Consider the following 12,621-nt stretch of genomic DNA (forward strand, 5'->3'; position numbering starts at 1 on the left):
TGCGTATACCGTCGGGTCGACCATTTGCGATTTGGAGTTGTCTGCCGGTGACTTAAGAGAACGCGACGCTGATGTCGATCTAGTCCGGCAGCCCCTTGGTTGCGGCGCGCCACTAAAAACGCCAAAGCCAACGGTGCGCAAGGTCTTTTAGCTCGAGGCCTGCGGACCAAACTGTTCAGCCGGACGAGCCGCAAGGGCCAATCCGCGAAACGATCTTCTGAAACTCGAAGCCATGATAAATTACGCTACCAGTTGGCGAACTGGTCGACATTGCACCCTAAGTTCGTCGGCCATCCTTTTGACCGAGCACGCAGCGCCATGCCGCAAGACGCTCAGTCGGATGCTGGTTCATCCAGTCGACGAGCTGCGGTGCGCCCATCAGGCAGGACTGCATCGAGACGTCAGCGAAGTCCGAGGTGGTGACGGTCTGCTCGTGGCAATTTGCCGGAGAAGACAAACTCCAGAGCAAGGCGATGATCGCGACCATGATAGACTCCCCTCAGCCACCGCATTTCGTGGCGAACACGTCTTTGAAAGCGTTCACCACAGACTCGACCGCAGTTAACATCCGCGCGCCGTCGGCCCGACCGGCAGCGATTTGCCGCAGCACCGCGGACTCATAATATGAGGCCGCGTAGGCTAGACAAGTCTTCTCGTTATCGGCCGCGTTATCGGGTTTGCTGTGCACACTCGCCGAGTCCGCGCGAGCGACAAAAACGTCCTTGTTTAACGTGGGTGCCGCAAGCGCTGGAATTGTAGATGCATTGATCAGAGCAGAAACAATGAGAACAGTAATTCTCCTCATGGGCAGACTCCAGAACGCGAGTTGTTGCGAGGAGATTTGCACTACTGTCGGTCTATCTTCTATTGCACGTGGGGCTGTTCAGGATACGGCTGTAGCTGCGCCAGATAAGCCTTGGTTTAGAAAACGAATGCCGGTTTCGGATGCCGGCCGAGGGTCACCGCCCTAGTCCCTGAAAACTGACGAACAACGCCAAACTTGTAGCCAGCCAAATGCGGTTCGCGAAGGTCCAGGAACGGTCCCTTTTTCCAAAGGATACGCGCCGGGTACACCAAGCCTACGCGCGCTGACACAGCTCGCTCTTCCGACGCTTGGATCGACTTTCGGCCGGAGTTCGATTTCCGGTCGGCCCGATAGCTGCTGAGGGAGCTGCCATCAACTCATGTATGCCACGCGTATTCAGCGCTCGTCAGATCGAGCCAATGCCTTGGCTGCATCGTCGAGCGAAGCCCTCTCTGCTCGCCGCTCGTAGTCGTCAGCAAGAGCCTTAAGCTGAGCGGCAATGGCTTGGTCCGTCATGGTTTTGGCAGTACGAATCAACGTCTGCGCTGTCTTCAAGTACTCCCTGCCTCGATATGAGATCTGAAGCTTCATGGCGCGCGGTTTTCGGACGACTGATTGAAAGCGAATAGGAACCAACCCATCCAATTGTGGTCAGCTTGGCGGCGCGCGTTGAAGCGATCGACGCACTTCCTGGAGCAAAGCGGCGTTCGCCACGAATAGTGCCGGACGAGGCCAAACTTGCCCTCACAGACTGCGCATCGCATGGTTTTGTCTGACCCGTGACTTTCCGAGCAGTAAGGCATTGTTTTCTCCTTTTGGCCTGTGCGCATTTCGGATGCACTAACTTTAAGAGGATCGTCACCAACGGCTCAATTGAGCGCGGGTTGAGCTCGGGCATCCAAAGGGGGCGGGACGATGATACAAAGGCTTAGAGGATTCCTGGAGTTGGCCGCGACTGCTTTCGTCCGGCGGAAGCCTCGATCACGAGCATGCCGGATTGGCTTCGCAATCAGGCTCGTACGTTCGCGCTGAACGCGTGCTGAGGCACGCCTGGCGGTCCCGCAGCGAGAGTGCGGCGCTTGTTCCACGAGGATTCGCTCGAGCGGAACTCTCGGCCGCCGCGAAAGACCAAGGGACGGCTGGCATTTCTCGGGCGATGGAGTACGATTTCTCCATGCCGGAGAGACGCCGCGCGTGTGGCGCGCGAGGTGCTTGATCAGCCGACTTCAAGCCGACGCCTGACACCGGAGTCTGACAGATGGTGCAGCCGTCGCTGAACGTCACCTACTCGGACGGTAGCTCCCAGGTGTTGTGGGAGGACGGCGAGCGCGTGCTCAGCCGTGACTGGCGACTGGACGACAATGGCAACCGGGTAGCGGTGCTGCTTGTTGCCGCTGCGGCCGACCGTCCGTCCCGCTCAAGACTCGATCGCCTCGCTCACGAATTGAGCTTGAAAGATGAGCTGGAAGCAGCCTGGGCTGTGCGACCGCTCAAGGTGGAGCGCGGCAGCGGCCGAACCATGCTGCTGGTGCTCGAGGATCCGGGCGGCGAGCCGCTCGCCAGGCTACTCGGCTCACCCATGGATGTGGGAGGCTTCTTGGCCCTCGCGATCGGCGCCGCAGCAGCTATAGGCAAGCTCCACCAACACGGCCTCATCCACAAAGACATCAAACCAGCTAACATTGTGGTGCACTGCGCTGATGGACACGTGCGGCTCACCGGATTTGGTATCGCATCGCGCCTGGCCCGCGAGCGGCAGGCGCCCGAGCCGCCCGAGACCATCGCCGGTACGCTTGCCTACATGGCACCCGAACAAACCGGGCGGATGAACCGTTCGATCGACGCCCGCAGCGATCTCTACGCCTTCGGTGTTACGCTGTACCAAATGCTCACGGGCGTTCTGCCCTTAACGGCGGCCGATCCCATGGAGTGGGTGCACTGCCATATTGCCAGAAAGCCGGTGTCGCCAGGCGAGCTGGTAGAGAGTCTCCCAGCGCCCGTATCGGCGATCATCATGAAACTGCTCACCAAGACACCCGAGGATCGTTACCAGACCGCCGGCGGTGTCGAGCGCGATCTGCGACGCTGCCTGGCGGAATGGGAAGCGCGCCGCCGCATCGATGACTTCCCGCTCGGCCTGCAGGACACGCCGAACCAGCTGCTGATCCCCGAAAGGCTGTACGGACGAGATCGTGAGATCGCGGCATTGCTTTCCAGCTTCGATCGCATCATCAAGACCCGTGAGCCAGAGTTGGTGCTGGTCTCAGGATATTCCGGCATCGGCAAGTCCTCAGTCGTCGACGAACTACACAAGGCGCTCGTGCCGCAGCGCAGCCTGTTTGCGTCTGGCAAATTCGACCAGTACAAGCGCGATATCCCTTACGCGACACTGGTGCAGGCTTTTCAAAGTCTCGTCCGGTCTCTCCTCAGCAAGAGCGAATCCGAGTTGGCAAGCTGGCGCCACGCGCTTCTAGAGGCGCTGGGATCGGACGGGCGGCTCATGATCGACCTCATACCCGCACTCAAGCTAATCATCGGAGACCAGCCACCGGTTCCTACGTTGCCGCCACAGCAGGCACAAAGCCGTTTTCAACTCGTATTTCGGCGCTTCATTGGCGCATTTGCCCGCTCGAACCAGCCACTGGCGCTCTTCCTCGACGACCTGCAGTGGGTCGATGCGGCGACTCTTGATCTGCTAGAGGACCTGTTGCGGTCAGATCTGGAGCACCTCATGCTGATCGGTGCCTATCGCGACAACGAAGTCGCTGCGGCCCATCCGCTAACGAGAAAGCTCCATGCCATCAAGACCGCCGGCGGAAAGGTCGCAGAGATCAAGCTGTCGCCGCTCACCCAAGAGCAAGTTGGGCAGCTGGTTGCCGACGCACTTCGCTGCGAGTTAGAGCGCGCAGAGCCGCTTGCGAAGCTGGTACAACTGAAGACCGGCGGAAATCCGTTTTTCGCTGTTCAGTTCCTGTCTTCGCTCGTCGAGGAAGGATTACTCACATTCGATCATGATGGTGCGCGCTGGTCCTGGGATATCGACCGCATTCACGCCAAGGACTACACCGATAACGTCGCTGATCTTATGATCGGGAAGCTAACCCGTCTGCCGACCGAGGCGCAGAACGCATTGCAGCAGCTGGCTTGTCTTGGAAACATTGCCGAGAGCGCAGTACTTTCGATGGTACTCGGGATTTCGGAGGAGCAGCTCGATACGACTCTGTGGCCGGCCCGCGATCAGGAGTTGGTCGAGCGTGTGGCAGGCGCTTACCGGTTCGTCCACGATCGCGTTCAGGAGGCCGCCTATGGGCTGATCGCGGAGCAGCTGCGCGGCGAGGCGCACCTTCGAATAGGGAGACTGCTCGCGGCGCGGACATCTCCGGAGAAGCGGGACGAGGCGACCTTTGAAATCGTTAATCAGCTCAACCGAGGTCTTGGTTTAATCACATCGGTCGATGAACGCGAGCAGGCCGCGGAATTGAACTTGGCAGCAGGCCGGCGCGCCAAAGCATCGGCTGCCTACGTTTCGGCGCTCAGTTACTTTATCGCCGGTCGAGGCCTGTTGGCAGAGGGTTGCTGGGAGCACCGGTGGGACCTCATCTTCGCACTCGACCTCCATCGCGCCGAATGCGAGCTCTTGACTGGCGCGCTCTCGGACGCAGAAAACCACTTGGCTGCATTATCTGCTCGCGTCACGGATATGGCTGATCGAGCGGGTGTAGCGCGCCTCGGAATCGACCTTTACCTCACGCTCAATCAGCCCAGCCGCTCGGTCGCCGTCGGTCTCGAGTACCTATGGTACCTCGGCATCACCTGGTCGCCGCATCCGACGGATGAGGAGGCGCGCCAAGCGTATCAGTGTGTCTGGTCGGAGCTCGGCCGGCGCGCAACCGAGGAGCTGGTCGCCCTTCCCTTGATGACCGACCCGGCATCCCTCGCCGAGCTAGATGTCCTGAACCGGCTCTCTTCACCGGCACAATACACTGACCTCAACCTCTACACGCTCGTCGTCTGCCAAATGCTGCGTCTTACCTTGGATCGTGGCAACAGCGACGCGTCTGCCGTCGCCTATGGCCGGCTTGGAATGATCGCCGGGCTGCGGTTCGGCGAGTACGAGGGCGCGTACCGCGTCGGGCAACTCGCTTGTGAGCTCGTCGAGCAGCGTGGACTATGGCGTTTCCAGGCGGGTGTGTATCTGAACTTCGGAAATATGGTCATGCCTTGGACAAGGCATATCAGAACATGCTGCGAACTCATCGGCCGCGCATTTGATGCGGCGCAGAAAACCGGCGACCTCGTGTATGCAGGGATCTGCTCCGGGCTGAGGGTCCTGAATCTTCTTGCGGTCGGTGATGCGCTTGCCGACATCGAACGCGAAGCTGAAAGGGTACAGTTAGGCCACATACAGCTTGGCACAAACCTCGAAATCGTCGGTGTGGCACTCGCTATCGTGCGAATGCTGCGCGGCGCAACGGCAAGATTCGGCTCCTTGGATGACGGCCAGTTTGATGAGCAGCGAATCGAACGCGATTTCGCGAACACTTCGGACGTGACGGCCGCCCAATGCTTGTATTGGATCTGCAAGTTGCAGGCCCGCTTTTTGGCTGGTGACTATGCGACGGCGGTTGATGCTGCATCGAAGGCGCAGCCGCTTCTGAGCATGTCCCTCACGATCATCGAGGCGGCCGACTATCACTTCTACGGCGCCTTGTCGTGCGCCGCGTTTTGCGATTCGATGCCCGCCAGCCAGCGGACGCCGACTCTGGAGGCCTTGGCCCCTCATCACCGCCAGCTCGCCAGCTGGGCCGCGGCCTGTCCGGAAAACTTCGAGAACCGCGCTGCGTTGGTTGGTGCGGAGATTGCCCGGATTGATGGCCGCGCGTTCGATGCCATGAACTTTTACGAACGAGCCATTCTTTTGTCACGGGCAAACGGCTTTGTCCACAACGAGGCACTCGCCAATGAGTTGGCGGCGCGCTTTTACACCGCGTGCGGCTTCGAGCAAATCGCGCATCTGTATCTGCGAAACGCCCGCGACTGCTACCTGCGCTGGGGCGCGGACGGCAAGGTGCGCCAACTGGATGCGATGTATCCGCGCCTCAAGATGGAAGAGCCCGCACCTGCTTCGACAAGCACGATCGCAGCGTGCGTCGAACAACTCGACCTCGCAACGGTGATCAAGGTGTCGCAGGCCATCTCGGCCGAGATCGTGCTGGAGAAGCTGCTCGAAATGCTTATGCGCACGGCGCTCGAACAGGCTGGCGCCGAACGAGGCTTGTTGATTCTTTCACGCGGAGCTGAGCAACGGATCGCCGCCGAAGCCACGACGGAGGGCGATTCGGTGACCGTGCATCTGCGCGACGAGGAGGTGGCTGCGACAGTGCTGCCGGTGTCGGTGCTCCACTATGTCCTGCGCACCCGGGAAAGCGTTATTCTCGACGATGCGTTATCTCGCAATCCATATTCTGACGATCCCTACATCGTTGAGAATCATCTCCGTTCTATTCTCTGTTTTCCGTTAATCAACCAGGGAAGGCTTACAGGCATCCTCTACCTGGAGAACAATCTGACACCCATGGCCTTTACGCCCGATCGCGTCGCCCTGTTGACGGTGCTTGCATCTCAGGCGGCGATCTCACTCGAAAATTCGCGGCTTTATCGCGACGTCGCAGACCGCGAAGGGAAGATTCGGCGTTTGGTCGACGCCAACATCATTGGGATCATCATTGCCGACCGCGAAGGTCGAATTCTTGAAGCCAATGACGCGTTTCTACGTATCGTGGGATATGACCGTGAGGACTTGGTTTCGGGCCGCGTGCGCTGGACCGAGCTGTCCCCGCCCGAATGGCGCGAGCGCGACATATTGACTCGGGCAGAACTGAACTCAACCGGCATCGTTCAGCCCTTCGAGAAGGAGTATTTTCGGAAAGACGGCAGCCGCGTTCCTGTGCTTATTGGCGCCGCGATGTTCAAGGAAGGAGGCGACGAGGGCCTTGCATTCGTGCTCGATTTGACAGAGCGCAAGCGCGTCGAGGAAGCGCTGATGCGAAGTAAGGATTATTTGGCTGAAGCGCAGAAGCTGACGCATACAGGCAGTTGGGCTTGGGATCCCCGCACGGAACAAGTACTGTATTGTTCCGAGGAAATGTTCAATATTTACGGATTGGATCCACGGTCGAGCCTACCTTCTCGAGAAAACTTTCGACAGCAAATCCACCCCGAGGATCGCGATTGGGTACAGGAGAGATTTGAGGAGTCGCTTCGCAAAAAAATTGACACCTATGCCGAGTACAGGGTTGTGCTGCCAGACGGGACAGTTAGGCACATCAGTGCCTCAGGTCATCCGGTTCTCAACGAAGACGGCGAGCTCATCCAGTTTGTCGGTACCGCTGTAGATGTGACAAAGCGCAAACAAGCTGAGGATTCATTGCGGGAAAGTGAGGCGAATCTCGCCCACATGAACCGCGTGAGCACGATGGGAGAGTTTGCTGCCTCGCTGTCCCATGAAATTTTGCATCCGATAGCGACCGCTCGAAACAACGCCCGTGCGGGAATGCGCTTCTTGGAAATGAATCCGCCGAATCTGGGTGAGGCCGTGGAAGCGTTCGGTTGTGTTGTGAGGGACGCGGACCGAGCCAGGGACATCGTCGGACGGATGCGCGATCACATGAAGAAAGCGCCACCGCGAAAGGAAAGTTTTGACCTCAACGCGACGCTGAGCGAAGTGCTCGTATTGGCGCAAAGTGTGATCCAGAAGAATGGGGTTTCGGTTCAAACTCGACTTGCGGATGGATTGCTTCCGGTTCTGGGGGATCGGATACAGCTGCAACAGGTCTTGCTGAACCTGATTCTGAATGCGGCTGAAGCAATGGGTTCGGCCGAGAAGAGGGCAAGAGAGTTGTCGATCAGCACCCAACAAGACCGGCGAGGCGTTCTCGTGGCGGTGCGCGATTCCGGGCCTGGCATTGATCCGGAGCATCTCGATCGTGTCTTCGACGCCTTCTACACCACCAAATCCAGTGGAACAGGGATGGGGCTGTCGATATGCCGATCCATCATCGATGCTCACGGCGGCAAGCTGTGGGCGGAGGCGAACGAGCCTCGGGGTGCCGTATTTCAGTTCACCCTGCCGACGGCGAAAGAGGACTCATGAATTCCCTTCGATTGGCGTGCCCGGCCGCAGAGCCGAACGTAGGCATCGTTCAAGATGGTTGTCGTCCACCGGCTTACTGAGGTAGCAAACGACCCCGTCCCTTAGAGCCCGATCCCTGACGATTTCATCGGGGTATGCGGTAACGAGGATCGTCGGGATCGCATACCCTGCATCGACCAAATGCCTGTGCAGCTCGATTCCAGTCATTCCGGGCATGTGAACGTCGGTGATCAAGCAGGTTGTTTCCGGCAAAAAGCGTGACGCAAGGAAATCGGCAGCTGACGGAAACGCTTCGACAGTGTAGCCCATTAGCACTACGAGCTTTCGCACTGACTCACGATAGAGCTGATCATCGTCGACGATGGATATCAATGTTCGGTTCAACATTGCCGGATCCATGCACCTTCGTCGCTCCACCACCCCGGCCCGCAAAACTCGCGCCTGCATGCAATTTCTAGTGTCCGGGAACTTCCCGAATAATGCAATGACCGCGCCTGTAAGCGATGGCTTAGGGTTCCGGCTATTCGCTTAGGCCTGTTCATCTTGGCTGAGTGTGCGTAGAATGACGCGGGAATAGCAAAATGCGCTTCCCCACGCAGGATACCGAGAATGGGTGAGGCAAATCCCAGTGTCTTGGTTATCGATGACGACCCCGAGTTTCGCGACTCGGTCGTGCGGCTGTTGCGGACAGTCGGTCTACCTGCCCTACAATTTTCGTCTGTTCCTGATTTTCTCAAGGCCGATCCGCCGGACGGTCCTACTTGCCTGGTGCTCGACGTGAGAATGCCGGGGCGAAGTGGTCTTGAGCTTCAGCGCGACCTTGTCGCCGCAAACAGGCAAGTGCCGATCATCTTCATCACAGCGCACGCCGACGTGCCGATGACCGTGCAAGCGATGAAGGGCGGTGCGATAGAGTTCCTTACAAAGCCATTCCGTGATCAGGATCTGCTTGACGCCATCCAGGCCGGCCTCGCTCTCGATCGTGCCCGTCGCGAGAGTGATAGCGCATTGGCTGTGCTCAAGGAGCGTTTCGACATGCTCAGCTCACGCGAGCGTGAAGTCATGCTCGGCGTCGTGGCCGGTCGTCTAAACAAGCAGATTGCCCACGCTATCGGCATCTCCGAATCAACGGTGAAGGTGCATCGCGTGAACCTGATGCGGAAGATGAAGGCACGTTCGCTTCCCGAGCTCAGCCGGATGGCGGACCTTCTCGATATAAGACTACAGCAGCCGCAAGACCCCTGAGCCGGAAAGGCATGTCTCACCGTTTTCGTGCGAGGGCACTATCCATACGCGCAACTTGCGTCTACCGCATTTTGCTGCCCCGCTCCCCTCCCCCAATTGTCCATCCGGCTAACCGATTCGGGGCCCGAGGATTTCGCACCCGCTTCTAAGCGATCGCTTAGCACAGGCAGCCACAAGCGAACCTCACAGTACCTGCCGCGCAATCGACCGCAGCGCTCCAAGCCATCTAAATGCGCCTTTACTGCTACGGCGGCGCACGCGGGTCAATAAAGCGCCATGCCCGCTGGTCCCGAGGGGACTCGGAGCGCAGACCCAAAAGGAACGATCATGACGGTACTTGAAGCAAGCAAGTCGACGAATGCAAGCGCGGATGGCTTCGCAGCTTTGCGCGCCAGAAAGACCGTTTGCAGCTCGACCTCGCCCATATCCCAGTCAGCGAGGACGCGCATGACCAAATCCTCCGAGAGCTCCTTCCTCGCGGCGGCGCGCACGGTCGTCGAGTGCCGCCCAAGCCTAGCGACGGCAGCCGCCAAGCCGACCTCGTTGAAGACCAGCCGGCCGTTGCCAGTCACCGAAGTCGCCTTCCCTCTCCTAGTGAACCACCACAAGCGCCCGAGTCCGGAGGGGGCGACGCAAGGCTCGCCAGTATAGTCCGCGGCAACTTGACGGAGAACAACCCATGGAGCTTCATCAAGTTCGCTACTTCCTCGCAGTCGCGTCCACACTCAATTTCACCCGCGCAGCCGAGCAGTGCAATGTCACGCAGCCCGCCCTGACCAAGGGGGTACAGAAGCTCGAGCAGGAGCTCGGCGGTCAGTTGATCTACCGCGAGCGCCAGTTGACGCAGCTCACGGACCTTGGAAAGGAAGTCCTTCCGATGCTCAAGCACACATTAGCCTCGGCACGGGCAGTGCGTTGCAAAGCCCAGGAGTTCCAACGCAAGGAGATTGCGCCACTGAAGATTGGCCTCGCCCCGTCAATCTCGGTGTCGCTCGTCCTCGATCCGATCGCGGAGATCGCAAAGCTCCTCCCTGGACTTCGCGTCGAACTGCGCGAGGGCACGGCGGAGAAGCTCGTCGACCTATTGCTTGAGGGGGAAATCAACGCCGCAATGGTCGGGGACGTGCAGGACATCCCAGCCCGCATCGACAACTGGTCGCTGTTCAAGGAGCGCTACGTCGCGGTTCTCGCGCCGACACACCGGCTCGCAAACCGTCCCTCGATCGGTCTCGACGAACTCCGCGAGACCATTTTGCTGGAACGCGCCGGGTGCGACGTCGCGCCGAAGATCCAACGATCATATTTCCCCGAGGAACCACCCCGCCTGGGCCACTGCAGCGGTCACGACTTACACCTGCAGTACATGGCCGCGGCTGGCTTGGGCGTGATACTCGCGCCCGAGCACATGCCGCGCCTTCCGACGCTCAAGACTATTCCGCTCGAAGGCGACCCGGTTTCGCGCGAGGTGCGGCTGCTAGCTGTGCAGGGGCGCCGTTACTCGCCGGCGCTGGACGCTTTCGTCAAGGTCACTCGACTTCGCGATTGGTCGGTCGAAGTCTCTTAGCACGGCATGCTGCACGCCGCTCCCCGAGGTGGCGAGCGCGTCCGCATGACACGACATGCACGCCGGCCGCCAACCGTTTCCAGCCAATCGACCGCCCGGGCACTGCCCCTCACAGTGGCGTTGCCGGCGAAGCGTAACGCTATGCAATCCATTCCCGATCGTTATTTCGCGGAGGCCGCGGCGTGCGATAGCGTCGGAGTCATCGCGACAACAGCACGGCGAGGAACAGCGAATGAAGACGGCGACTTGGAACGGTACGACGATCGCAGAGTCGGATAAAACGATCGTGGTCGAGGGAAATCACTATTTCCCGCCCGGGAGTGTCCGCATGGAATTCCTACAGCGGAGTTCGAGGACGAGCCGCTGTCCGTGGAAGGGTATGGCGAGGTACTACTCGTTGGTGGTCGACGGAAAGACCAACGAGGACGCCGCGTGGTACTACCCGGAGCCGTCGACGGCGGCCGCGAACATCAGGGACTACGTGGCTTTCTGGAACGGGGTTGACGTCAGGTAGTGCGACGACGACCGCCGGCACGGCGCGCATGGTACCACGGGCGTGCAATCGCGGAGACCGTCGCGAAACTCCACTGCTGAACAACGCGATCAGGATGCTGCAGAGCACTGGCCGCGTCGGCCCCGCCATCGATCCGACGGGTTGCTAGTAGCGTGGAAGAGAAGGCGGAAGACTAGGACAGCATGGAACAGACCGAGCACGACGTGCTCGCCGACCTCAGGCGAACGCGCTGTTCGCTTCGGCTTCAGGCCATGGATGAGCCCCGGGCGGTTGCGCGCCTGACTCCGGGCCAAGGATAGCGGACGCGGTCGCCACCGTCATTGGGATCGTGGAGCTTCATCATCGTCCAGAGCGCGATCCTGATCGTCTGGATAACCGCCAAACTGGTGGGCGCGATCAGGGGGTGGGATCCCTACCCGTTCATTCTTCTAGATCTCGCGCTTTCCTTCCAGGCCGCCTACGCGGCGCCAGTCATCATGATGAGCCAGAACCCGCAGCAGGACATCGATCGCGAGGCCGCGGAGAAGGACTACCACATCAACGTGAAGGCGGAGCTCGAGATAGAGTTGCTGCACGAGAAGATCGATCAACTCCGCGAACGGGAGGTCCTGAAGCTCACCGAGGCTGTCAGGGTGCTGACCGAGCTGCAGCAGCAGTCTGCCTCGCGCGCACGCGATTCCGATTCAGAAGGCGGACGGCCGTTATAACGCGCGGCTATCGACTTCATGGCGTAACGTCATTTCCCATTCGCCCCGCGAAATTCCATGCTTCACGGTACGTTGTGAGCGGCAACCTTTCGCCGCCACTGCGAAGTCGAACAAAGGTCCAACATAGGAGACTACAAAATGTCAGTCCAACAGCCGGTTCTCACGCCGCCCCACGGCGGCGAGACGGTGACCTCGAGCAGAGGCTCTAGCGTCGAGATGAAAGTGGAGAGCAGCCAGTCCGGAGGCGAATATGGCACTGTCATGTGGACGGTGCGGGCCGGGGAGGAACCGCCGCTGCACACCCACTCGCGCGAGGACGAACTGCTCTACGTGGTTCAGGGGAAGCTGATCGCGCGGGTCGGCGATGCCCGTGTCGAGGTGGGACCGGGCGCCTACGCGGCTCTTCCCCGCGGTGTGCCGCATACCATCGAGGTGGTCGGCGACCAGGCAACCCTGCTGCTCAGCTTCGTGCCGGGTGGGCTCGAGCGCTTCTTGGTCCCCCGGAAAGGCGAGCAGCCCGATCCGGCCGCTTTCGGCCTGACATTCCCCTAGGGGCGGCGACCGCGGCGCGCGGCGTTCGTGACCGTGCGCGCGCGGGCCCGGCGCCGGCCGCTCGCGACCGCGCCAGATGAT

Annotated in this window: 11 protein-coding genes; 6 read left to right on the plus strand and 5 right to left on the minus strand. The window is 60.0% G+C overall.

Features of this window, described 5'->3' with window-relative positions:
• Window positions 1-277: 277 nt before the first annotated feature.
• The 3 genes from ACZBJS_RS22140 to ACZBJS_RS22150 form a co-directional block, all read right to left on the minus strand.
• On the minus strand, window positions 278-487 hold the full coding sequence (locus ACZBJS_RS22140; RefSeq protein WP_463439138.1) for a hypothetical protein: 210 nt from the start codon (window positions 485-487) through the stop codon (window positions 278-280).
• A 12-nt stretch (window positions 488-499) separates the two neighbouring features.
• Window positions 500-805, minus strand: coding sequence for a hypothetical protein (locus ACZBJS_RS22145; protein ID WP_463439139.1), 306 nt, complete (start codon window positions 803-805; stop codon window positions 500-502).
• 396 nt (window positions 806-1,201) lie between these two features.
• Window positions 1,202-1,396 (minus strand): hypothetical protein, encoded by a 195-nt coding sequence (locus ACZBJS_RS22150; protein WP_463439140.1) that lies wholly within the window; start codon window positions 1,394-1,396, stop codon window positions 1,202-1,204.
• A 667-nt stretch (window positions 1,397-2,063) separates the two neighbouring features.
• Here ACZBJS_RS22150 and ACZBJS_RS22155 point away from each other — a divergent pair.
• The gene (locus ACZBJS_RS22155) at window positions 2,064-7,958 is read left to right on the plus strand and encodes an ATP-binding sensor histidine kinase (protein WP_463439141.1); all 5,895 of its coding nucleotides are present in this window, start codon (window positions 2,064-2,066) and stop codon (window positions 7,956-7,958) included.
• Here the strand turns inward: ACZBJS_RS22155 and ACZBJS_RS22160 are convergent.
• Complete coding sequence (locus ACZBJS_RS22160; RefSeq protein ID WP_463439142.1) at window positions 7,953-8,357, minus strand: response regulator transcription factor; 405 nt, start codon at window positions 8,355-8,357, stop codon at window positions 7,953-7,955. The two genes, ACZBJS_RS22155 and ACZBJS_RS22160, sit on opposite strands and share 6 nt — an antisense overlap.
• Before the next feature lie 210 nt (window positions 8,358-8,567).
• On the opposite strand from ACZBJS_RS22160, the gene ACZBJS_RS22165 reads away from it, so the two are divergent.
• Window positions 8,568-9,203 (plus strand): response regulator transcription factor, encoded by a 636-nt coding sequence (locus tag ACZBJS_RS22165; RefSeq protein WP_463439143.1) that lies wholly within the window; start codon window positions 8,568-8,570, stop codon window positions 9,201-9,203.
• 263 nt (window positions 9,204-9,466) lie between these two features.
• On the opposite strand, the gene ACZBJS_RS22170 is transcribed toward ACZBJS_RS22165, so the two are convergent.
• A complete protein-coding gene (locus ACZBJS_RS22170) occupies window positions 9,467-9,775 on the minus strand; it encodes a hypothetical protein (protein WP_463439144.1) in 309 nt (102 codons plus the stop codon).
• A gap of 107 nt (window positions 9,776-9,882) precedes the next feature.
• Between ACZBJS_RS22170 and ACZBJS_RS22175 the strand changes: the two genes are divergently transcribed.
• The 4 genes from ACZBJS_RS22175 (at window position 9,883) to ACZBJS_RS22190 (ending at window position 12,540) form a co-directional block, all read left to right on the plus strand.
• Window positions 9,883-10,767: a LysR family transcriptional regulator gene (locus tag ACZBJS_RS22175; protein ID WP_463439145.1), complete on the plus strand. Its 885-nt coding sequence runs from the start codon at window positions 9,883-9,885 to the stop codon at window positions 10,765-10,767.
• A gap of 232 nt (window positions 10,768-10,999) precedes the next feature.
• Entirely contained in the window at window positions 11,000-11,281 is a 282-nt protein-coding gene (locus ACZBJS_RS22180) for a DUF427 domain-containing protein (RefSeq protein WP_194471113.1), read from the plus strand.
• A 320-nt stretch (window positions 11,282-11,601) separates the two neighbouring features.
• Window positions 11,602-11,988, plus strand: a complete 387-nt coding sequence (locus ACZBJS_RS22185; RefSeq protein WP_463439146.1) for a DUF1003 domain-containing protein — start codon at window positions 11,602-11,604, stop codon at window positions 11,986-11,988.
• A 138-nt stretch (window positions 11,989-12,126) separates the two neighbouring features.
• Entirely contained in the window at window positions 12,127-12,540 is a 414-nt protein-coding gene (locus tag ACZBJS_RS22190; protein ID WP_463439147.1) for a cupin domain-containing protein, read from the plus strand.
• The last annotated feature ends 81 nt before the right edge of the window (window positions 12,541-12,621 follow it).

This window comes from Bradyrhizobium sp. KZN70725 (assembly GCF_055264925.1).

What these genes read in the sequence shown, in the direction of transcription:
- ACZBJS_RS22140 (WP_463439138.1), bottom strand. Translation starts at nt 487, where the DNA reads ATGGTCGCGATCATCGCCTTGCTCTGGAGTTTGTCTTCTCCGGCAAAT.
- ACZBJS_RS22145 (WP_463439139.1), bottom strand. Translation starts at nt 805, where the DNA reads ATGAGGAGAATTACTGTTCTCATTGTTTCTGCTCTGATCAATGCATCT.
- ACZBJS_RS22150 (WP_463439140.1), bottom strand. Translation starts at nt 1,396, where the DNA reads ATGAAGCTTCAGATCTCATATCGAGGCAGGGAGTACTTGAAGACAGCG.
- ACZBJS_RS22155 (WP_463439141.1), top strand. Translation starts at nt 2,064, where the DNA reads ATGGTGCAGCCGTCGCTGAACGTCACCTACTCGGACGGTAGCTCCCAG.
- ACZBJS_RS22160 (WP_463439142.1), bottom strand. Translation starts at nt 8,357, where the DNA reads ATGGATCCGGCAATGTTGAACCGAACATTGATATCCATCGTCGACGAT.
- ACZBJS_RS22165 (WP_463439143.1), top strand. Translation starts at nt 8,568, where the DNA reads ATGGGTGAGGCAAATCCCAGTGTCTTGGTTATCGATGACGACCCCGAG.
- ACZBJS_RS22175 (WP_463439145.1), top strand. Translation starts at nt 9,883, where the DNA reads ATGGAGCTTCATCAAGTTCGCTACTTCCTCGCAGTCGCGTCCACACTC.
- ACZBJS_RS22180 (WP_194471113.1), top strand. Translation starts at nt 11,000, where the DNA reads ATGAAGACGGCGACTTGGAACGGTACGACGATCGCAGAGTCGGATAAA.
- ACZBJS_RS22190 (WP_463439147.1), top strand. Translation starts at nt 12,127, where the DNA reads ATGTCAGTCCAACAGCCGGTTCTCACGCCGCCCCACGGCGGCGAGACG.